Here is a 20613-nt window from a genome sequence, read left to right as displayed (position 1 = left end):
CGTGCCGATTGAACTGAGGTGAGAAAGGATGAACAACCGTTATGTTGTCATAGATGTAGAAACGACAGGAAACGCTCCTGCCCGCGGAGACCGGGTCATTCAAATCGGTGCCGTTGTTGTTGAAAATAACATAATTGTAGACAGGTTCTCTTCCTTTGTTAACCCTAAGGTTCCGATCCCTCCGTTTATTGAACAGCTGACCGGCATTAATGATAGGATGGTCAAGGATGCTCCCTTGTTTGAAGAGGTGGCGCCTGTCCTCCTCCGGATGCTCGAAGGATCTTATTTTGTCGCACACAATGTTTTATTTGATCTGAACTTTCTGCAGGAAGAGTTTGAGAACAGCGGGTATCAGCGATTTACAGGTCCTCTCCTGGATACGGTCGAGCTCTCGCGTGTCCTCCTGCTTCAGGCTGACGGCTATCAGCTCGGACAGCTGGCAGACTATCTTGGCATCGAGCATGAAAATCCCCATAAAGCGGACAGTGATGCGGAAGTAACGGCTTATCTGCTGATCGAATTGCTTCAGAAACTGTCCACGCTTCCTCTGCTCACCCTGCAGCGGATGGAGCCATTTCTTAAAAAGATGCAGAGCAGTCTGGAAGAAATCGTCAAGGACCTTATCATCTCCAAATCTTCTAAGATTGAAGACGATAGGGGAATGGACTATTTCAGGCAGCTTGCTATAAAATCTTTTTCCCCGGTCGAGAAAGATGAGGATCCTTTGCAGGTCAAGATGGATCCGGCAGATCTTCTGGAAGATCTGTCACAGGAAATGGAACACTATGAAGTTCGTGACAGCCAGCAGATGATGATGAAAATGGTATATGAAGCAATGGAGGACCATCAGCACGCCATGATAGAGGCTGGAACGGGAGTAGGCAAGTCATTGGGCTATCTCATCCCATCTATTCTTTATGGAAAACGGGAGGAACGCCCTATTGTTGTCAGCACCCATACGATTCAGCTTCAGCAGCAGCTGATGGAAAGAGATATCCCGATCCTGAAAAACATCCTGCCTTTCCCGTTCCATGCGACCGTTTTAAAGGGACGGAACAATTACCTTTGTCTGCGAAAGTTTGAACAGTCGCTGGATGATTTTTCCGAAGACAATTATGATACCAACCTCACGAAAGCCCAATTACTCGTTTGGCTGACAGAGACTGATCAAGGTGATGTGGAAGAACTGAATCTTGCGTCAGGAGGCAAGCTTTTTTGGCATCAGGTGAAGAGCGATTCTGCCTCATGCCTCAACCAGCGCTGCCCATGGTTTTCCAGATGCTTCTACCATCGAAAAAGGAGGGCGGCTCTATCATCTGATCTGGTTATCACCAATCATGCCCTGCTCTTCAGCGATGTGAAATCTGAGTCACAGCTGCTGCCCTCCTACAAAGAAGTCATCATTGATGAAGCCCATCATGTGGAAGAAGTGGTCAGCGACCATTTTGGTATCCAGACCGATTACTTCGTCTTCACTAGAATCCTTGAACGAATTGGGATTGATAATGACAGCGGGTTGGTGAAGAAGCTTTATCAACTGGAGGAGACGGTTGAGCTGCCAGGTCTTGAACGGGTGCTGGAACAGCTGGGGAAAGAACTGCCCGAAGTGAAGATGGAGCTCGACGAAATGTTCCGCTCGATCCGGTCTTATGTACTGCAAGCCAGGAAGAGCAGTATGAACGACTTTGGTCGCGTGAGTTACAGGTACGGTGAAAGGGAAAGCACGAATGGAACGTGGCAGGCGATTCTGGAGATGGTCCAGCGTGCGCTCTTTGGCTTAGGTGATCTTGGGAAATCACTGAAGAAAGTGAAAAAATTAGCGGATGAAAACGAAGAGCATATGAATTTTGCCCAAAAAGGGATGCTGGCAGATTTTGACGGGTTGAGAAACCAGCTAGAAGAAGAGAAAGAAAAGCTGCGCCATCTGCTGAAAGAAGTGAACGATGACGAGGTGTTCTGGTGTGAAGTGGAGGCGAAGGGCGCAAAGAATGCGGTCTATCTCTACAGCAAACCGATCGTGATCAGTGATCTGCTGGCTGATGAATTCTTTGCGAAGAAGAACAGTGTCATTCTCACTTCAGCTACACTTTCTGTCAGAAACTCGTTTCAGTATATGACATCAAGGCTGGGACTCGATGATTTTGGTCCGATCACGGCAAATCTTCCTTCACCTTTTTCCTATGATCAGCAAGTAAAATTCATGGTTCCGACTGATGTGCCGCTGATCAATGAAGTGGATCAGGAGACATTCGTTTCTGTCATCGCCCGCCAGCTCTGCCAGATCGCAAAAGTGACCAAAGGGCGCATGCTCGTTTTGTTTACGTCCAACGAGATGCTTAGGGAGACTTACAATGTTTTTAAAAGCATCATCACAGAAGATGAGTTTGTGCTTTTCGGGCAGGGAATCGACAGCGGAAGCAGGGCACGGCTGACAAAGAACTTCAAGAAGTTTGACCAGTCCATCCTTTTCGGAACGAGCAGTTTTTGGGAAGGCATCGATATCCCCGGAGACGATCTGTCCTGCCTCGTGATCATCCGTCTTCCTTTCACTCCGCCGGATAATCCGGTAACGGCGGCGAGAGCGGAAAAACTGAAAGCTGAGGGAGGCAATCCGTTTATGGAGCTTTCTCTTCCTCAGGCGATCATCCGTTTTAAACAAGGGTTTGGCCGGCTTGTACGTACACAGCGGGATACCGGTGTTGTGTTTGTCTTTGACAGGAGGATCACCGAAACGCGCTACGGCAAGTCCTTTATAACATCATTGCCGTCCGTACCCGTTCAAAAGGGATTGATGCATGATCTTCTGACCGATCTTGAGGGCTGGATGGACGAGTCATGAAAAGATTAGAGAAGGCTGTCCCCAAACGGGCTGAAGTTTGATATAGTAAGAAACGAGAAGAATGAAGCCAGCTGTAAGGAGGAAACACTTTGGAAAGCAGGATTGAGGTTCTTTCCACGGTAAAGGTCAAGAAATCGCCGGACTTGTATAAAGTTGTGACCGAGCTGAATAAAACGCTGAAAACAAAAGATGTGATGTTTGGCCTGGCACTTGATGAACAAGACCAAAATACAATGATATTTACCATCTATAAGACATAGAGGCGGCCGAAAATGAAAAAATGGTGGGTTGTTTTAGTGATTGTCTGTGCAGCAGTTCTCTTCTGGCAGGGAATCTCACTGTATCGTCAAATCCTTTCGGATAAAGAAGCCGGCCAGAGCACGGCCGTGGAGGCCGCAAAGGACGAGTATGGCTTGTCGCGGATCGACAGCGTCGATTATTACCACGGAAACCAGGCGTATGAGACCGTCAAAGGAACCTCTGAAAAAAATGGAAACGTCTTTGTCCTTGTTGGCCCCAAAAATAAAACAAAGCTCGTTAAACAGAGCGACGGACTGACGGAAAAACAGATGAAAGCCTATGTCGACAGGAATTTAAACCCGAAAAAATGGGTCGCGCTCCGGCTCGGCATGGAGCACGATCAAGTAGTATGGGAAGCCGTCTATCTGGATGCTAAAGGTAGGCATACGTTCTATTACGGGTACTTCGAGAACGGAGAACGCTATAAAAAATATAGTATAAAAGAAGAAATCTAAAAGCGAGGGATGAAAGAAAATGGAACTGGCAAACCGAGTTAAAGCATTGACACCATCAACTACACTGGCAATCACAGCAAAGGCTAATGCTCTGAAAGCAGAGGGTCATAATGTAATTGGTCTTGGAGCCGGGGAACCGGATTTCAATACACCGGACCACATTATCGAAGCAGCCTACCAGGCGATGAAGGAAGGCCACACAAAGTATACGGCTTCAGGCGGCCTGCTCTCATTGAAACATGCTATATCGCGGAAATTTAAAGAAGATCAAAACTTAAATTATTCACCTGCCGAGATCGTAGTCGGAACAGGTGCAAAGCAATCATTGTACACACTCTTTCAAGTCCTGCTCAATGACGGTGATGAGGTGATCATCCCAACTCCATATTGGGTCAGCTATCCGGAACAAGTAAAACTTGCCGGAGGGGTTCCGGTCTATGTAGAAGGAAAAGAAGAGAATGCGTTTAAAATCACTCCTTCCCAGCTAGAAGAGTCAGTGAACAATAAAACAAAAGCGATCATCATCAACTCCCCGAGCAACCCGACAGGTTCCCTGTATTCAGAAGATGAACTGAAGCAGCTCGGAGAGGTTTGCTTAAAACATAATATCCTGATCGTTTCAGATGAAATCTATGAAAAGCTGACCTATGGGGGAGCATCACATGTATCCATCGCTCAGGTTTCTCCTGAATTGAAGGAACAAACGATCATTATTAATGGTGTCTCCAAGTCGCATTCGATGACAGGATGGAGAATCGGCTATGCGGCTGGAAACAGCACGATCATCAAAGCAATGACGAACCTGGACAGCCATAGCACATCGAATCCGTCGACCATTTCCCAATATGCGGCGATTGCTGCCTATGAAGGAAGCCAGGAGCCGGTAGAAATGATGAGAAAAGCGTTTGAGTCAAGACTCGATACCGTCTATGAAAAACTGATCCAGATCCCAGGCTTTTCATGCGTTAAACCTAAAGGAGCCTTTTACTTGTTTCCTAATGTAAAAGAAGCAATCCAGCTGACTGGTTTCTCAACTGTAGATGAATGGGTCGCGGCCTTGCTGGAGGAAGAAAAGGTAGCTCTCGTACCTGGTTCAGGTTTCGGATCGCCGGATAACGTCAGGCTTTCCTATGCTACATCATTGGAGAAATTTGAGGAAGCATTGGAACGCATCGAACGTTTCATGAAGAAAAACAGCAAATAATCCCTTTTGGGCCATTTGATTTTTATAAGTGATTAGACGATAATCACTTATACATAGAACATTTTGGAGGGTGTCACGTGAAAACTACTATATCCCGATTAAAAAGCCATATCGATCAAACCGTTACGATCGGTGCATGGCTGAGCAACAAACGTTCCAGCGGCAAGATTGCTTTTTTGCAGCTGCGGGACGGGACAGGCTTCGTTCAGGGAGTCGTCGTGAAAGCCGAAGTAGCTGAAGACATCTGGACGACAGCAAAAGGACTTACACAGGAAACGAGTCTTTATGTCACTGGAAAAGTGCAGCAGGACGACCGTTCACAGACAGGTGTTGAACTGGTTGTTACAGATGTAAAAGTGATCCATGAGGCAGTCGATTACCCGATCACACCGAAGGAACATGGAACAGAGTTCTTGATGGACAACCGCCACCTGTGGCTGCGTTCTAAACGCCAGCATGCCATTATGAAGGTAAGGAATGAAATCATCCACTCCATGTATGAATTTTTCCATATGAACGAGTTTATTAAAGTGGACCCGCCGATTTTGACTGGAAGCTCTGCAGAGGGAACGACCACACTGTTCCATACGAAATATTTTGACGAGGACGCCTACCTTTCTCAAAGCGGTCAGCTCTATATGGAAGCCGCAGCGATGGCGCTCGGAAAAGTATTTTCATTTGGTCCGACGTTCCGAGCTGAAAAATCAAAGACGCGCCGCCACTTGATCGAGTTCTGGATGATCGAGCCTGAGATGGCCTTCGTAGAGCATGAAGAATCTCTCGAAATCCAGGAGCAATTTGTGAGCCATGTCGTCCAGACTGTCCTTGAGCGCTGCAAACTTGAACTTACGGTACTTGGCCGAGATCTTTCTAAACTGGAAAACGTGAAAGCTCCTTTCCCTCGCATTTCCTATGATGATGCGATCACATTGCTGAAAGATAAAGGGTTCGATGACATTGAATGGGGAGAAGATTTCGGGGCTCCGCATGAAACGGCGATCGCAGAGAGCTTTGACAAGCCTGTATTTATTACAAACTATCCGAAAGAGATCAAAGCTTTCTACATGAAGCCGCATCCAGAACGTGATGATGTGGTGCTGTGTGCGGACCTCATTGCTCCGGAAGGATACGGAGAAATCATCGGCGGAAGCCAGCGTATCGACGATCTGGAGCTCATGAAAGCACGCTATGAAGAGCATGGATTAACAGATGATGCTTACAGATGGTATCTGGAGCTTCGCCAATTCGGAAGCGTTCCGCATTCCGGGTTCGGACTTGGTCTGGAGCGTACGGTGGCCTGGATTACAGGTGCAGAACACGTACGTGAAACCATCCCATTCCCAAGACTGTTAAACCGTTTATATCCATGATTATGCAAAACCTCCTAACAAGAGGTTTATGACAAAAACCTCCTTACTGGAGGTTTTTCACTATTTTTCTATCCATCCGGTATCCGCTTCAGGTCTGTCACGATTTTCATCATGATTGCAGGAAGCACAGTTTCTCGTGGTATACTGATGGAGGAGGGGTGTTATGATGGAAAAGGCATTGTTTCTTAAATGGCTGTCTGAAGGCACGGTTTCTATACCCCACGTTTTGTTCAAGCACTACCGTGCCATTGGACTTCAGGATGAAGAGTGCATGCTGCTTCTTCATGTCCATACATTTATAGAGTCCGGAAACCCGTTTCCGACCCCGGAAGAGCTGTCCGGCAGGATGAGCATCTCATCTGCGAGGTGCATGGGGCTCCTAAGGGGCTTCATCCAGCAGGGGCTTCTGGAGATCGACCAATATGAAGACGGTGAAAAAGGCATGTATTACGAAGCCTATTCGTTGAATCCGCTTTGGGAAAAGCTGCTTTCCTTGCTTTCAAGCCATGAAGCGAGGCAGGATCAGCAGCAAAAACAAAAAGAGGAAGAGGACGTCTACAGCATTTTTGAGCGTGAATTTGCGAGGCCGCTTTCTCCAATGGAATGTGAGACGCTAAAAATATGGATCGATCAGGACCGGCACTCGCCGCCATTGATTATTTCTGCATTGAAAGAAGCGGTGATCAGCGGCAAGCTGAACTTCCGGTATATCGACCGCATCCTTTTTGAATGGAAGAAAAACAATATACAGACACCTGAACAGGCCAGATCTTACGGGGAGAAGTTCAGAGCAAGGCAGACCCGGGGCCCATCACGGTCGGCGGAGCAAGGTGAGAGCCGCAATCAGTTCTCGGTTCCTGTTTATAACTGGCTTGAGCAATCGTAGACGAGTGAACCTCGTCTACTTTTCTATGTATGCTGTAAGCAAGAGTTTGGAGGTTATGATGCTAAATAAATCACAGATCGCATACTGCTTGGAGACCATTGGTACGATGTTCCCCGATGCACATTGCGAATTGAACCACAGCAATCCCTTTGAATTAACCATCGCTGTACTACTGTCTGCCCAATGTACCGATGCACTGGTGAATAAAGTCACGCCGGGCCTCTTCGAAAAATATAAAACGCCCGAGGACTATCTGAAGGTCCCATTGGAAGAACTGCAGGATGATATCCGTTCAATCGGTCTTTACCGCAATAAAGCGAAAAATATACAAAAGCTGTGTGAGCTGCTTTTAAACGAATACAGCGGGAAGGTGCCGGAGGACAGGGATGAGCTTACAAAGCTTCCGGGAGTTGGCCGAAAGACAGCAAACGTCGTTGTATCCGTTGCGTTCGGCCTGCCGGCTATAGCGGTCGATACCCATGTTGAACGGGTGAGCAAGCGGCTTGGCATCTGCAAGTGGAAGGATTCCGTCCTGCAGGTAGAAGAGACGCTCATGAAAAAAGTGCCTAAAGAGGAGTGGGGCGTCACCCACCACAGGCTCATTTTTTTTGGAAGGTACCATTGTAAAGCCCAAAGCCCCAAATGCCCCGAGTGCCCGCTCCTTGAACTATGCCGCGAAGGCCAGAAGCGTATGAAGTTAAAAGCAAAGAAAGCCGTTACGCGATCCGATGCTAAACATTCCTGAACCGATGAGACATCCTCTATTTTTCTGCGAAAAGGAGCAGCAGGAAGAGGAAGGGGCGGATGTTCCCTTTTTGGAGGAGCTCCTTTTTTATAATGGCAGGGAGAGTTCCCCCCTTGAGAACGGAAGAATTGATTCGAAGTTTGAGCAGTGGGAAACAAAAAGCCAGACGATTAGAGCATTCTTTTCTGAAAGAAACCGCACAGAAGCAAGGAAGCCGATGATCTTCCAGCTAAGCTGCTTTCTGCAGGCTTTGATGTGGTGCAACGGGGAGGCTGCCGGAAACCTTTTAGGGTGGAAGGAAGCGGTGGGGAAATTGGCAGTCAAGCCGGTGAATTCAGAAGAACGCCTCGCGATGGTCTTCTCTCAGCCAGACCATTACCAATCGTTTATCCAGCTGAATGAGATGTTCCTTGAACTGAAGAAAAAGTTTGCGTCTCATAGGCGAAGAGCATAACGGAATACGGACAAATTCTTCCTACATAGACTAATTCATGAGAACGTGTAGGAGGGGGAGCTATGCAGATTCATGTTGTTCAAAAAGGAGACTCGCTCTATAAGATCTCTCAGTTTTACAACCTGCCCTGGCAAGAGATCGCTTCCGTCAATGCCCTTGGACCCCAAGATGTTCTGACTGTAGGTCAGACACTGCTCATACCTGCACCATTCGTCTATAAAGTAAAAAAAGGGGACACCATTGAGAAGGTCGCTTCAAAACTTGGTGTCGCCTTATTTGAGCTCAAACAGGCGAATCCCGGTGTAGATGATCAGCCGTTAACCGGAGGGCAGACACTGAATGTTCCGCAAAAAAGGAAACGTACATTGACAGTAAATGCATTTTCTGAACCATCCGACAGGGCAAAAGAAAACTTTAAAAAAGCGGCCAAAGCATTAAGCTATATTTCACTTTTCAGCTATGAAGTAAGTGAAAACGGTGACTTAAAGCCACTGGATGATGCTGCATTTTTGCGGGAGATTAAAAACGAGAACGTCAGGCCGCTGATATCGATCACGACGATCAAAGATGGAGGCTTCAGCCAGGAACTGGCGACAGCGGTATTGAAGAACCCTGACACTAGTAATAAAGTCATTGAGAACACCGTCCGGATCATGAAAGAAAAAGGATACGTCGGCGTCAATGTTGACTTTGAATATATTGGCCGCAAAAATAGAGAGCGGTATAACCGGTTTCTTCGGAATATTACTGACCGCATGCACAAGGAAGGATATGTTGCAACTAGCGCTCTTGCACCGAAGATCAAAGAAAAACAAAAAGGTGTCTGGTATGAAGGACATGATTACAAAGCACATGGACAGACTGTTGATTATGTTATTCTCATGACCTATGAATGGGGATACAGCGGTGGTCCCCCTCTTCCGGTCAGTCCCCTGAATGAGGTGAAAAAGGTGCTTGATTATGCCGTGAACACTATACCGCGGAGCAAGATATTGATGGGTATCAACCTCTATGGCTACGACTGGAAACTTCCTTTCGTCCAGGGGGGCCCACAGGCTAAAGCTCTCAGTCCGGTTCAGGCCGTTCAGCTGGCACGAAAGAGAAAAACAGCGATTCAGTATGCAAAAGACGTTCAGGCTCCGTATTTTGTTTACTGGGATAAAGAGAAGAAGCAGCATAAGGTTTGGTTTGAAGATTACCGCAGCATGAAAGCAAAATTTGATCTGATCGATGAATATCGCCTTGGTGGAGCAAGCTTTTGGAACCTTGCTTTTGATTACCCGGGGTTGTGGAATTACTTGGAGGACCGATATATGATCAGGTTTCAATAAAAACAGGCCATCGCCGATGATCCCGGCGATAGCCTGTTTTGTTGCTTACATTATTGATTTAAATCAGGAAGAGAAGGGAAACCGCCTTGCTCTTGCTGCTGTTTCTGCTCTTGCTTTCTTTGTTGCTGTTTTTGCTGCTGCTCCTGCTGTCCTTGTCCTGGGGGAGTCTGAGGCTCAGTTGTGCCTCCTTGCTGGCCGCCATGATCAGGCTGGCCGTTGTTGCCTTCGTTATTACCCTGACCAGGATTGGTGTTGTCTCCAGGGTTTGTGCCTTCCTGTCCTTGTCCTGGTTGATTACCTTGATCAGGGTTGTTTCCTTGACCCGGATTATTCCCCTGATCAGGATTCTGTCCTTCGGCAGGCGGCTGTTGTTCATCTGGTATGGTAACCGATGTATGAGCAGGATCGCTCTCTTTCCCTGTATCGGTTTCGACCGCGGTGACCACGAACGTATACGTCCTGCCGGGTTCAGCGTTTGGTACGGTGAATTTCGTGTCGTTGATCGTCTGTTCAGCAGCTGGTGTGCCGTCAACGCTAGCTGCTACCTTATAGACCGTTTTGCCCTTGCCGCCTTTGTATTTCCATTTGACATCAATGGATTTGCTCTTATCATCGTACTTGGCAGTCAGGCCTTCAATTGAAGCTGGTTTCTCATATTTGTTGGAAACTTCGGTAGGTTCCGTTCCGCGAACAAACAATTCGGTCGTTTTTTGATCATCTGGTGTAAATTCGCTTGCTTTTTTATGTGTTCCTTTTTCAAGTGTTACATCTACTACAGAGTTCGGTTTCTTGAAGTCAGTGTTGCTGTGATTTAAGCGGCTCATCACTTCTTTAAAGATTAACTTGGAATAGTTTTTTTGTTTCGTATCGAGATAGTGAACGCCGCCTTCATCTTTATATTTGTTGTAACCGGTCCAAACAGCCGCGGAATAGGAGGTTGTATATCCAGCCATCCACGCATCGTTCGTTGCGCTCTTAGGGATGCCGTACTGATCCCGGATTTCCTTAGGAAGGTTGGTCGTTCCCGTTTTACCGGCAATATTAAGGCCTGGGACGTTCGCCATCATTCCTGTACCGCTTCTCATGACGCCTTTCAGCATATCGGTGATCATATAAGCAGTATAATCCTTCATCGCAGCGATTGGCTTTGTCTCTGGTTTTACAACCTGTCCGTTAGGGAACTCAATCTTCCGGATCGTTGTCGGCTCGGTATAGACGCCTTCATTACCAAAGGCGGCATAGGCGCCCGCAAGGTTCAGTGGAGTGATCCCTTTTTGGAATCCGCCGATCGCATAAGCTGGAGGTGCAGAGTCAATCTTGATACCCAGCTTATTGGCGAAATCGACTGCTTTGCTTTCGCCAACTTCAAGGAACGTTCGGACGGCAGGTGTATTCTCCGATTTTTCGAGAGCCTTGCGCATCGTTACATCTCCAAATTGTTCATTATTGAAGTTATTGATAGTCGCGCCATTGATGGTAATCGGTGTATCTTTCAAAATGTGCCCGGTATCCCACTTCATGTTGTCGATCGCAGGGCCGTAGTCAAGGATCGGTTTGATCGTAGATCCCGGCTGCCTTGGATTTCCTGAAGCATAGTAGGCGCTCATCAGGTTCTCATCGCGTCCGCTTCCAATCGCCCGTATGCCGCCGGTCTTCGTATCCACAATCGCGATGCCGGACTGCAGTTTTTTATTTTCGTTGCGCAGGAACGAGGCGTTCTGCAGCACGTCCTCCGTTGCTTCCTGAGCATTTGTATCCATGTTCGTGTAAATTTTCAGCCCATCTGCAAAGACATCAACATCATCCATGCCTTTCATTTTATGAAGGTCTTTGATCACTTGCTGAAGATAAGCTTCGTGAACCCGTGTTTCCTGAAGCTTTCCTTTTCGTAAGCCATCTGTTACAGGAGTAGCTTTTGCCTTATTCGCTTCGGCTTTCGTAATGAAGCCGTACTTTTGCATCTGTCCGAGAACTACGTTTCGACGCTGTTCCGCTTCTTGTGGATGCGTGAGAGGATCATAGTTGCTCGGCGCTTTTGGAAGTCCAGCGAGCAGGGCTACTTGATGAAGCTTTAGCTGATCCAATTTGTCCGCATCAAAATAGGTTTTAGCGGCCGTTCCAATCCCATAGGCACCGTGGCCAAAGTAAATTTTATTCAAGTACATCTCAAGGATTTGTTCCTTGGAGTACTTCTGTTCTAGTTTGATCGCCAGGTACGCCTCTTGAATTTTACGCGTCAGTGATTTTTGATTGGTGAGAATCGTATTTTTGACGACCTGCTGGGTGATTGTGCTCCCCCCTTCAGAACCAAAGCCACCCGTTAGGTTGGCAAGTGCCGCACCAAATATCCGGCGTACGTCAACACCCGGGTGCTTATAGAAGCGAACATCTTCAACCGCTACGAATGCATCTCGTACATTGGGCGGAATATCCGCGATTCCTGCTTTAACCCGGTTCTCTTCAGAAAAGAGTGAGCTGACTCTTTTTCCGTCTTTATCATAGATTTGAGAAGATAAAGGGGTCTTAAGTTTTTCAGGGTCGAGTTTTGGGGATTGTGCCATGATGACCCCGACTGTCACTGTCCCAATAAGGAACATGATAATCAAGAATGAGATAATAACTTTAAAGAACGGGAACCCCCTTTTCTTCTTGGGAGGATTACTGTCTCCTCCCGAAGCCTGTCTGCGTTCCTGCCTGCTGCGGTATTCATTAGACATGTATTTGTACCAACCTTTCACTTACTGCATTGTACATTATGATTATTCGTCAATCGCGTATTATTTATGAACTTGACCTTGCCTGCTACTGTTTGAAGTACATTTTATCAATAACTTTCAAATAGTCAATTCTGGGAATAAAACCCGGCGGTACAAGGGACCCGAGCGTTTCGATATCTTTTTTTGGAATGGATTTCCTGCCGCTTTGCTGTTCGTTCCAGAAAGAGATCAAATGGGATGCGTCAAGCAGATAGATCTCGTTCAGCATGGAGAAGCGCAGGATAACGAAGGAGATGCCGCCGTGATTCATGATCGCTTCCATGTGCTGAATTTGATGTTCATGAAAGTTGCGAAGCGGAAAAGAGGTCTTGTTCTTCGATTCCTTCGCTTCAAAATCAATGTACCTGCCCCGGTATACCCCGTTGTAATCTGTCGTTGAAGCGAGTTTAAAGTAAGCTTCTTTTATGACAGCCGCCGAACGTTTTGGATATTCGACATTAACAATCTGAACGGGGGTGGGTTTTTTATGAATGACGGCTCTGCCGGTTTCTAGATAGTACTCATTGCTTTTATTCAGATCTTCTTCAAGCGTCATGCCCCGATTGCCGTAGGAAATGGTGTTTTTGGCATTAGGAGCGCCCTTCTTAACGGGAACCGCCTGCTTTTTTCCATTCGGATAATTAATGGGAGGCATCGTTTCACATCCTTCATATTGAATACATAAGAAAAACTATGCGAGCGGCAAGTGCTGGCATAGTTTATTAGTGAGCGGCCGTATTAGTTTAATCGATCGCAAGAAGGGTCCGCAGTTCCTCCTGCCTGAAGCCCATGACGACCTCCTGAGAACCATCCTTTGTTATCACGGTAACGGGAGTAGCACTTGCTCCAAGACCGATGATTTCATTCATATATTGGGGATTCTTTCGGATATCTCTTTCCTCAAATGGAATGTTATTTGATTTTAGCCATTCTTTTTCAGCAAAGCATGGCGGGCATGTTTCCTGTGTATAAATGATCACCCTTTGCTCCATACTGGCGCCTCCAAACCTCATCATGATCTTTTTATTTTACCGTTTTTCTATAAACCTTACAAATATTTTAGCAGCTGCGGTAGAACGATAAGAAGAAAAAGGAGGGGACAGGGTGAGCCAGGAACTGATCCGGGAAATTCAGTGGAAAACGGAAAAAGGGAACCGGGATAATATTTCACGTACCGTATTCTATCAGCGGTATTATGAAAAACATCCCGAGATCAAGTGGTCCTTTTTGGCATCCATCGTATCAAGAAATGCAGGTTACAATATGTGTGACCTTGAAGGAGAATGGATGAATAGATCCATTGCTCCACAATACCGTAAACTGCTTTTTTTAACGTATGAGCGGGCGAACTGGCTAATCTTCTCTGATGCCTATCCTCAGCTTCTTCTTTATGAAAAAAGCAAGGAGGCTGGCATCCCCCTCTTCTCGCTTCTGTCTGAGCTGAATGTATCGGCTTTTATGCAAAAAGAGTGGAAGCGTTTCTGGTCGGAAGGGGATGAAGAGAGGCTATGGACATCACTGATCATCAATGAACAGCATCTGATTCAAAAGCCGGTCATCGAACATCCGGTGTACCGAAGGAGAGTTTTTCTTTCCTTGCCTTACCGTCTGCAAAATTGGCTTCATTTCAGCACGGTCTTGATTCCGACAAGAGAGGGTGATGTTTACGGTTTTTCCGTTCATGGCTTCCGCCGCATTAAGAACCGCATCCTGCTTGGAAGAAGGCTGGCTTGGCTGCTGTTTCAATCCCCCTATAAGATCCTCTTTCATGATTTTGCCTATTTAACACCGCATACCGGTTCGAGGAGCGATTATGAGCAGTATGTATATCCAAACCGTAATAGGGTTCCACAGCTGTTAAGGCTGACCTATCCCCTCATCCACCACGGCCGGCCACCATTGCAGGACTGGAGTCAACACGCAGCCCACCTGGAAACCTATTACAGCAGGTTCTCTATTCCTGAGAAGTCCAAGCTGACGGATTGGTACCATAAAAAAGAGCTGGAGCTGCAGATCGGAATCCTTCTGGAAGAGATGCTGTTCAGCGATAAGAATGACCGATAAGAAAAAGGTGATCCGTGTCACGGATCACCTTTTGATTCATTCCTGTTGTTCGCGCATTTCGCTTGCTCACCTTAACAGAACCGAGCGTGTGTTGTGTGATCAAGCGCTCCAATGTCTATCGGCTCTAAACGCCGGCTGCAGCTTTTCTTGGTCCAGCTTCAGCGCCTAGAAAGGATGAAAGATCGTTCTACTATCATCACTTCTCGGCTGCTTCACTTTCACATCTCAACACAAAGAGCGTGTCGTTATGTGAAAGTTCCACCAGCTTTCGTCTATGACCAGGCGCTTCAGCTTTTCTTTTTATGTAGCTGGATAATTCGGGCCCTCCAGCTTCTTGTCACCGTGTCCGGTTTCTTTTTCCTGTTCAGGGGCGTTTGTCATCTTTTCCTGCTCCTGCTCCAGGCTGTTTTCGTGTTTCTCCATATTCGATCACCTCCTGTCAGTAGTGTTAGGCAGGAAGTCCTGTTTCATACAGGATAGATAGTGTCGAAAGGAGGATTTTTTTAAAGAAAACCACATTCTTTGCCGAATTGCTTCTAGTTTTGTCACCTCTGAAGGGAATCAAAAAAAGGGACGGAATTACTACTGTATAAGAAAACGGGGAGGGAATTAGAAATGGAAATGGTGTTTAAAACAAAAACGGTTTCGGAAGAACTTGGTGTGAATCCAACAACCATTCAGCGCTGGGTGAAGCACTTCAACCTTACCTGCCAAAAAAATGACCATGGGCATTATCTGTTCTCTGAGCAAGACATTGAAGACCTGCGTGAGATCAAGAAGCAGCTGGACGCCGGGCTTCTCATGAACGATATTCAGATCGCAGCTCAAGTAAAATCTCCAGAGGCACCTGTAAAGGCGGGGAAATTTGATGAACGGTTCGAGAGCCTGATGACACAGATTGAAAAGCTGGAAAAAAAGATCGAAGAAAAGGCTGACGACGTATTATCCTATCAAGTTCTTCAGCATGCGACAGAGATGGATGACATGATGAAGCGATTGATCAAAATAGAAGAAAAGATTGAAGACATTGAAGTCAAGCTGCTGAAGATGCCGCAGGGACCCGAAGAAACGGCAGAGTACAAAAAACCGAGACGGAATTGGCTCGTCAGTCTTTTCACCCTGTAGTGCAACTGCCTCGTGCAATCTATCCATTCTTTTGGTAGGATAGAAGAGTCAGGGGTGAATAAGGTTTGCGCTTAAATCAGTTAACGAGAGAGCTTTTACATGTGAATCGTGAAGCTTTTGATCAATATATCGAAAAAACAAAAAAAGAAGGCTATGAAGTAGACTTTTATGGTGAGGTTAAGCCGTTTACCGACAAGATCCGCGCAATGGCTGAAGAATGGAAAAGCTTATCACTGCCATGGGTGGAGGACAATAGGCCGAAATATATTCATGTTAATCAGATTAATGACACGTTTGATAACTTACAATTTGTTGCGGTATTTGCCTTTCAGCCGGATACAAGGGAGAAACGGTTCACCGAGATGGTCAAATCCATTGATTACGTCCTGAGTACCATGCTGGATCGGCTGCATTCGTAAAAGACGGAAGACCACGCCGTCTTTTTTTATTTGTCTCTTTAGCTGCAGGAAATGAGTAGCGTTTTCTTGGTGGGAGCGGGTACAATAAAATGTATTCAACCAGACCTGATAATAATTTCACGTACCGTAATATAAGACTATAAAGCAAGGAAGGTACTTAAATGTTTGATCCCACGATTTATGAAAACTTAAAAATAATCCTTGAAGGTATGGTTTATGACCTTGATTTTGACGGCCAATTGAAAGTAACGAACCGGAGTGACATCGTAGACCTTGCAGCACTCAGCCGAACATACAGCCTCGAAGTATTATTGAAAGAAAACAATGCGCGGGGCTTAAAGGCAAAAGTTGAACTAAAAGCAGGTCTAGAGGACCTTGCCGATGAAATAATGGAAAGAGAGACAGAGAATACAGGTTGCCGTTTTTCAGTGACCTTTTATTTGACGGTACAGGATATTGAACGGGAATGCTCGGAGATCGGAGAAATTTTGCGCACGATCTGGAAGCCGATCGGTGAAATTTCTCAAAAGGTTTCCTATATTTATGGAATGCCAAGAGGAAGCTATAGTAACGAAGTCCTCGTACTGCTCAATCATAAATTACATGATGAGAACAGCGGACAGCTGGAGGAATACCTTGATCGTATGATGGCATCCTATGAACAAATTTTCAATAAAGGGGAAAACTAAACAATGACGACACCATTGAAGGATCTGCAGCCATTCCTGCAGGAGAATTGGGAAAAAGCGGCGTTTGAGGCATTGACGCCTGTTCAGGAGCAGATGCTGCCGAGCATGCTTGGAAAAAAAGACTTGATCGTAGAATCTCCCACGGGGACAGGAAAGACGTTGGCGTACTGTCTTCCGGTTCTGGAAAGTATAGACAGTAATTCCGCATCGGTTCAGGCCGTGATCATCGCTCCTACGAAAGAACTCGTCATGCAGATCCACACTGTTTTTCAGGAGTATGCCCAAGGCAGCGGGATTTCTGGGACAACTCTGATCGGCGGAGTAAATGTACAGCGCCAGATTGATAAATTAAAGAAGAAGCCTCAGTATATCATTGGAACACCCGGAAGAATTCTCGAGCTTTATAAAAGTAAAAAGCTGAAACTTCATGAGGTGAAAACGATAGTCGTCGATGAAGCAGATGTTGTTTACGATATGGAATTAATGGACGAGGTGCAGAATATTGTTAAAGGAACGATGAAGGATCGGCAGCTGGTGTTCGTTTCAGCGACCATTTCAAAGAAATCAGAAGAGGTTGCGAAGGAATGGATGAACCAGCCTCTTTTTATAAAAGTTGAAAGAGATACGGCGGCAGCAAATAGAGTGCAAAATCTTTACCTTATTTCTGAGAGACGTGATAAAATAGATAATCTCAGGCGCATCATTCGACACCATTCGGCGATGAAGGCTATTGTTTTCTTTGGTGACAGCATGCGGCTTGAAGAAATTGCTGCAAAAATGGCTTACCGTGGGATTACCGTAGGGGTAATTTCAGGACAGGCATCAAAACAAGAGCGGCAAAAAGTGATGAGAGAATTCCGTGCAAGTGATCACGCATTGCTTCTTTCCACTGACCTTGCTGCGCGCGGGCTCGATATTAGCGGACTAACACACGTTATACATTTTGACCTCGCAGATTCAGAAAAACAATACATTCACCGTTCAGGAAGAACAGGCAGGATGGGGCAAGAAGGAACGATTATCTCTCTGGTTACAGAAAGAGAGGAAAACGTCCTTTTGAAATGGGCGAAAAAAATGAACGTCTATCCTCAAAAAGTGACCTTTAGAAGAGATCAGCTTGTTCCTTCTTCCCAAGATTCACAGCAAAAAACAAACAAAAAAAGACCGCCAACAAAGTCAGCGCCCCAGCGTAATTTTACAAAGAAGAAGGGGAAATAATTGCTGGAGAATAAAAACCTGATTCAAAAAATTAATGAAATACTGGAACGTTTTAACTTATCGATAGATGTTCACATTGAAGCCAAGTGCCCTTTGAACCGCAATATTGGGGGGAAATACAATGCAGGGGACCATTCGATCACGTTATTTCTGGAAGAAATCCAATCGCAGTCCCGATGGATGTTTCCTGAAGAGGATGTTCTGCTGGAGTATGCTTTAGTCATCTTTGCCCATGAGGCAGGCCACGCAACAGATCCTTACTTGCAAAAGCTCGTGGAGCTGTATGACGACACGGAAGATGAACTGAAAAAAAGAAAGATTGAACTGCTTGTTGAAGTTCAGGCATGGAAAATCGCAAGGGCGCTCGTGAGAGAGGTGCCGGAGAAGTTCTTCAACAAAATTAAAAGAATTTCTTTGGAGCACCATTATGAAGCCGTCTCCGCCCGCATGGAGAACGCAGGTGTCGCTTAAGAAGATGAAATGAAAGGTCCAGTCCTGGTTAAACAGTACTGGACTTTTTTGTGAGAATCATGTTTTAAAATTATCGAATAAACATTTGGACCCAGGCACCCTCATAGTACCCGACTCCAATCTGGCTATAATTGCTGCTTAAAATGTTTTGACGGTGCCCAGGGCTGTTCATCCAGTCCTGCATGACTTGCTGTGGGGAACGCTGCCCTTCTGCGATATTTTCTCCGGCAGCCGAATAGGAGATGCCGAACGTTCTCATCATGTCAAAAGGTGAACCGTAGGTCGGTGACGTATGGGAGAAATAATTGTGTTCGACCATATCTTTTGCTTTGATCTTGGCAACATTGCTGAGTTTCGTATTGAGTGTAAGCGGAGAGAGCCCTTGCTTGTTCCGTTCCTGGTTAACGAGGCTTGCTACTTCCTTAGCGTTAGCGCTTAGGCCAGTCTCAGGGGCCACAGGCTTCTGCGTGGCAGTTTGTCCGGCAGTAGTTTGGCTCGAAGGAAGTTCGATGATTTGCCCCGGATAAAGCAGGCTGGCATTTCGCACTTGCGGATTTTCCAGGAGCAGCGATTGCAGGCTTAGTCCATATTTTTTAGAGATCGTATAGAGTGTATCTCCATAGCGGACGTTGTATAATGATGAGTGATCAGGGACATAAAGGACTTGTCCGGGCAGGATCATGGTTTGGTGAAGCAAATTCATATTCATTATAGTTTTAACGCTTGTCTGATGCGTTCGAGCAATTTTATAGATGGAATCTCCCGGCTTTGCAGTATAAGGACTCGCTGCAAACGCGGCAGTCGTCATACTCAGAAAAGCGGTAAGACTTAATGCGGCCGTTTTAAAAAACATGGTTCCTCCTTATGAAATGATTCTCACTATTCAAATATTCACACATCATGGAAACGAAAACAACTGGGAATCAAAGGGAAATCGTTTTCGTGATAGAATCGGCCTTTTTGGAGAAAAATTTGTTATGATAGTTGAGTTGAAACTATGCTGATGGAGTAATGGAGTGAAAGAAGAATGAGTTACCAAGTGCTGCTGTTTTATAAATACATCACGATTCAGGACCATGAGCAGTTCGCTGCTGAGCATCTTGAATTCTGTAAATCGATAGGACTAAAAGGAAGAATCCTGATTGCCCATGAGGGGATAAACGGTACGGTATCCGGGACGACGGAACAAACGGGCCGATATATAGAACACATGAAAAATGACAGCCGGTTTAATGATATGGTGTTTAAGATTGAACAATCACAAGGCGACGCCTTTAAAAAAATGAAAGTTAAACTGAAACGAGAGATTGTTAATTTAAATTTGGAAGATGATGTAAATCCAAACGAGCTGACGGGCAAACATTTGGCACCGAAGGAATTTTACAAAGCCATGCAGCAGGAGGATGTGGTGATCCTTGATGCAAGAAATACGTACGAATATGACCTTGGCCATTTTAAGGGCGCCATACGCCCTGATGTAGAGACTTTCAGAGACCTTCCGGAATGGATCAGGGAAAACTTCAGCCAGTTTAAAGACAAGAAAGTTCTCACTTATTGTACGGGAGGCATACGCTGTGAGAAGTTTTCAGGCTTTTTAATAAAAGAAGGTTTTCAGGATGTCTCCCAGTTGGAGGGAGGTATCATTTCGTATGGCTATGATGAAGACGTAAAGGGAGACCTTTGGGATGGGAAATGCTACGTTTTTGATGAGCGTATCTCTGTACCGGTCAACAGGGCTGGAACAGAAAAAGTTGTGGGCAGATGCTATCACTGCCGCAACCCTCAAGAACGCTATGTGAAATGCGGCAACCCTGAGTGCAACAAACACCTTTTAATGTGTGAAGATTGTGAGCATGAACATAAACGATCATGCAGTGCCCACTGCCGGGGTCATAAAGATAATCGTTATGTAAAAGAAAATAGCGAAGTGGAGGCTTAACTCCCATTATAAGCATCCTTTTATTTAAAGAGGATGCTTTTTTCACTGTATGACATTTTTAATAGGTGTATAATACAGGAAGAGCCATCAAGGAAGGTGTGTTTCAATGATTGATGTGGAATTCCCCGAAAACAAGCTGGAACTCCTGCCCGCAGTCTTCATCTTTATCGTGTTTGTGATATTGGCATGGATGACCGTTAAAATTCTGAAGCATTTTCACGAGAAAGAGCTGAAGAAGGCTGAAATGGCGGAAGCAAGAATGAAAGAGTTGGAACTTCAAAAAAAACAACAGTAGAACGCATGAAAAAACAGGCAGCCGCTCAGGCTGCCTGTTTGTGTGTTCCGTTA

General features: G+C 45.8%; 22 protein-coding genes. 17 read left to right on the top strand and 5 right to left on the bottom strand.

The features are described from left to right. Nucleotides 1-28 precede the first annotated feature (28 nt). The 9 genes from dinG (at nt 29) to QYF49_RS16230 (ending at nt 9584) form a co-directional block, all read left to right on the top strand. Complete coding sequence (gene dinG / locus QYF49_RS16270; RefSeq protein ID WP_290400657.1) at nt 29-2839, top strand: ATP-dependent DNA helicase DinG; 2811 nt, start codon at nt 29-31, stop codon at nt 2837-2839. A gap of 89 nt (nt 2840-2928) precedes the next feature. Next, the gene (locus QYF49_RS16265; protein WP_290400656.1) at nt 2929-3099 is read left to right on the top strand and encodes a YpmA family protein; all 171 of its coding nucleotides are present in this window, start codon (nt 2929-2931) and stop codon (nt 3097-3099) included. Nucleotides 3100-3111: 12 nt separating this feature from the next. After that, on the top strand, nt 3112-3594 hold the full coding sequence (locus tag QYF49_RS16260; protein WP_290400655.1) for a cell wall elongation regulator TseB-like domain-containing protein: 483 nt from the start codon (nt 3112-3114) through the stop codon (nt 3592-3594). Nucleotides 3595-3613: 19 nt separating this feature from the next. Beyond that, nucleotides 3614-4798, top strand: a complete 1185-nt coding sequence (locus tag QYF49_RS16255) for a pyridoxal phosphate-dependent aminotransferase (RefSeq protein ID WP_290400654.1) — start codon at nt 3614-3616, stop codon at nt 4796-4798. A gap of 77 nt (nt 4799-4875) precedes the next feature. Then, nucleotides 4876-6168 (top strand): asparagine--tRNA ligase, encoded by a 1293-nt coding sequence (asnS, locus tag QYF49_RS16250; RefSeq protein WP_290400653.1) that lies wholly within the window; start codon nt 4876-4878, stop codon nt 6166-6168. A gap of 166 nt (nt 6169-6334) precedes the next feature. Continuing rightward, nucleotides 6335-7054 carry a DnaD domain-containing protein gene (locus tag QYF49_RS16245; protein WP_290400959.1) on the top strand — a complete coding sequence of 240 codons (720 nt, stop codon included), beginning with the start codon at nt 6335-6337 and terminating at the stop codon, nt 7052-7054. A gap of 58 nt (nt 7055-7112) precedes the next feature. Next, nucleotides 7113-7799: an endonuclease III gene (gene nth / locus QYF49_RS16240; RefSeq protein ID WP_290400958.1), complete on the top strand. Its 687-nt coding sequence runs from the start codon at nt 7113-7115 to the stop codon at nt 7797-7799. After that, nucleotides 7783-8253, top strand: coding sequence for a YpoC family protein (locus tag QYF49_RS16235; RefSeq protein WP_290400652.1), 471 nt, complete (start codon nt 7783-7785; stop codon nt 8251-8253). The genes nth and QYF49_RS16235 overlap by 17 nt, the downstream gene beginning before the upstream one ends. Before the next feature lie 62 nt (nt 8254-8315). Beyond that, a complete protein-coding gene (locus QYF49_RS16230) occupies nt 8316-9584 on the top strand; it encodes a glycosyl hydrolase family 18 protein (RefSeq protein WP_290400651.1) in 1269 nt (422 codons plus the stop codon). 50 nt (nt 9585-9634) lie between these two features. On the opposite strand, the gene QYF49_RS16225 is transcribed toward QYF49_RS16230, so the two are convergent. The 3 genes from QYF49_RS16225 to QYF49_RS16215 form a co-directional block, all read right to left on the bottom strand. Further along, nucleotides 9635-12301 carry a transglycosylase domain-containing protein gene (locus QYF49_RS16225; protein ID WP_290400650.1) on the bottom strand — a complete coding sequence of 889 codons (2667 nt, stop codon included), beginning with the start codon at nt 12299-12301 and terminating at the stop codon, nt 9635-9637. Between the two features lie 85 nt (nt 12302-12386). Continuing rightward, nucleotides 12387-12995 (bottom strand): Holliday junction resolvase RecU, encoded by a 609-nt coding sequence (recU, locus tag QYF49_RS16220; protein ID WP_290400649.1) that lies wholly within the window; start codon nt 12993-12995, stop codon nt 12387-12389. Between the two features lie 88 nt (nt 12996-13083). Then, complete coding sequence (locus tag QYF49_RS16215) at nt 13084-13332, bottom strand: glutaredoxin family protein (RefSeq protein WP_290400648.1); 249 nt, start codon at nt 13330-13332, stop codon at nt 13084-13086. 112 nt (nt 13333-13444) lie between these two features. On the opposite strand from QYF49_RS16215, the gene QYF49_RS16210 reads away from it, so the two are divergent. Then, entirely contained in the window at nt 13445-14404 is a 960-nt protein-coding gene (locus QYF49_RS16210) for a DUF2515 family protein (RefSeq protein WP_290400647.1), read from the top strand. A 300-nt stretch (nt 14405-14704) separates the two neighbouring features. Here QYF49_RS16210 and QYF49_RS16205 read toward each other — a convergent pair whose 3' ends face one another. Further along, a complete protein-coding gene (locus QYF49_RS16205; protein ID WP_255357569.1) occupies nt 14705-14827 on the bottom strand; it encodes a hypothetical protein in 123 nt (40 codons plus the stop codon). A 192-nt stretch (nt 14828-15019) separates the two neighbouring features. On the opposite strand from QYF49_RS16205, the gene QYF49_RS16200 reads away from it, so the two are divergent. From QYF49_RS16200 to QYF49_RS16180, 5 genes are all read left to right on the top strand, one after another. Next, a complete protein-coding gene (locus QYF49_RS16200) occupies nt 15020-15529 on the top strand; it encodes a MerR family transcriptional regulator (protein WP_290400646.1) in 510 nt (169 codons plus the stop codon). Between the two features lie 65 nt (nt 15530-15594). Then, nucleotides 15595-15948 carry a YppE family protein gene (locus QYF49_RS16195; RefSeq protein ID WP_290400645.1) on the top strand — a complete coding sequence of 118 codons (354 nt, stop codon included), beginning with the start codon at nt 15595-15597 and terminating at the stop codon, nt 15946-15948. A gap of 161 nt (nt 15949-16109) precedes the next feature. Further along, a complete protein-coding gene (locus QYF49_RS16190) occupies nt 16110-16637 on the top strand; it encodes a hypothetical protein (protein ID WP_290400644.1) in 528 nt (175 codons plus the stop codon). A 3-nt stretch (nt 16638-16640) separates the two neighbouring features. Beyond that, nucleotides 16641-17855, top strand: a complete 1215-nt coding sequence (locus QYF49_RS16185) for a DEAD/DEAH box helicase (RefSeq protein ID WP_290400643.1) — start codon at nt 16641-16643, stop codon at nt 17853-17855. After that, complete coding sequence (locus tag QYF49_RS16180; RefSeq protein ID WP_290400642.1) at nt 17856-18326, top strand: hypothetical protein; 471 nt, start codon at nt 17856-17858, stop codon at nt 18324-18326. Nucleotides 18327-18396: 70 nt separating this feature from the next. Here the strand turns inward: QYF49_RS16180 and QYF49_RS16175 are convergent, their stop codons facing one another. Further along, nucleotides 18397-19179 (bottom strand): LysM peptidoglycan-binding domain-containing protein, encoded by a 783-nt coding sequence (locus QYF49_RS16175; protein WP_290400641.1) that lies wholly within the window; start codon nt 19177-19179, stop codon nt 18397-18399. Nucleotides 19180-19353: 174 nt separating this feature from the next. Between QYF49_RS16175 and trhO the strand changes: the two genes are divergently transcribed. Both trhO and QYF49_RS16165 read left to right on the top strand, forming a co-directional pair. After that, nucleotides 19354-20265, top strand: coding sequence for an oxygen-dependent tRNA uridine(34) hydroxylase TrhO (trhO, locus tag QYF49_RS16170; RefSeq protein ID WP_290400640.1), 912 nt, complete (start codon nt 19354-19356; stop codon nt 20263-20265). 106 nt (nt 20266-20371) lie between these two features. Continuing rightward, nucleotides 20372-20560: a hypothetical protein gene (locus tag QYF49_RS16165; RefSeq protein ID WP_290400639.1), complete on the top strand. Its 189-nt coding sequence runs from the start codon at nt 20372-20374 to the stop codon at nt 20558-20560. The last annotated feature ends 53 nt before the right edge of the window (nt 20561-20613 follow it).

This window comes from Fictibacillus terranigra (genome assembly GCF_030412265.1).
GTDB classification, from domain to species: Bacteria; Bacillota; Bacilli; order Bacillales; family Fictibacillaceae; genus Fictibacillus_C; species Fictibacillus_C terrinigri.
This window is presented reverse-complemented; position numbering and strand designations above follow the sequence as displayed.

Coding starts and splice junctions, on each gene's coding strand:
- dinG (WP_290400657.1), top strand. CDS start 29: ATGAACAACCGTTATGTTGTCATAGATGTAGAAACGACAGGAAACGCT.
- QYF49_RS16260 (WP_290400655.1), top strand. CDS start 3,112: ATGAAAAAATGGTGGGTTGTTTTAGTGATTGTCTGTGCAGCAGTTCTC.
- QYF49_RS16255 (WP_290400654.1), top strand. CDS start 3,614: ATGGAACTGGCAAACCGAGTTAAAGCATTGACACCATCAACTACACTG.
- QYF49_RS16245 (WP_290400959.1), top strand. CDS start 6,335: ATGGAAAAGGCATTGTTTCTTAAATGGCTGTCTGAAGGCACGGTTTCT.
- nth (WP_290400958.1), top strand. CDS start 7,113: ATGCTAAATAAATCACAGATCGCATACTGCTTGGAGACCATTGGTACG.
- QYF49_RS16235 (WP_290400652.1), top strand. CDS start 7,783: ATGCTAAACATTCCTGAACCGATGAGACATCCTCTATTTTTCTGCGAA.
- QYF49_RS16230 (WP_290400651.1), top strand. CDS start 8,316: ATGCAGATTCATGTTGTTCAAAAAGGAGACTCGCTCTATAAGATCTCT.
- QYF49_RS16225 (WP_290400650.1), bottom strand. CDS start 12,301: ATGTCTAATGAATACCGCAGCAGGCAGGAACGCAGACAGGCTTCGGGA.
- recU (WP_290400649.1), bottom strand. CDS start 12,995: ATGCCTCCCATTAATTATCCGAATGGAAAAAAGCAGGCGGTTCCCGTT.
- QYF49_RS16215 (WP_290400648.1), bottom strand. CDS start 13,332: ATGGAGCAAAGGGTGATCATTTATACACAGGAAACATGCCCGCCATGC.
- QYF49_RS16205 (WP_255357569.1), bottom strand. CDS start 14,827: ATGGAGAAACACGAAAACAGCCTGGAGCAGGAGCAGGAAAAGATGACA.
- QYF49_RS16200 (WP_290400646.1), top strand. CDS start 15,020: ATGGAAATGGTGTTTAAAACAAAAACGGTTTCGGAAGAACTTGGTGTG.
- QYF49_RS16190 (WP_290400644.1), top strand. CDS start 16,110: ATGTTTGATCCCACGATTTATGAAAACTTAAAAATAATCCTTGAAGGT.
- QYF49_RS16185 (WP_290400643.1), top strand. CDS start 16,641: ATGACGACACCATTGAAGGATCTGCAGCCATTCCTGCAGGAGAATTGG.
- QYF49_RS16175 (WP_290400641.1), bottom strand. CDS start 19,179: ATGTTTTTTAAAACGGCCGCATTAAGTCTTACCGCTTTTCTGAGTATG.
- trhO (WP_290400640.1), top strand. CDS start 19,354: ATGAGTTACCAAGTGCTGCTGTTTTATAAATACATCACGATTCAGGAC.
- QYF49_RS16165 (WP_290400639.1), top strand. CDS start 20,372: ATGATTGATGTGGAATTCCCCGAAAACAAGCTGGAACTCCTGCCCGCA.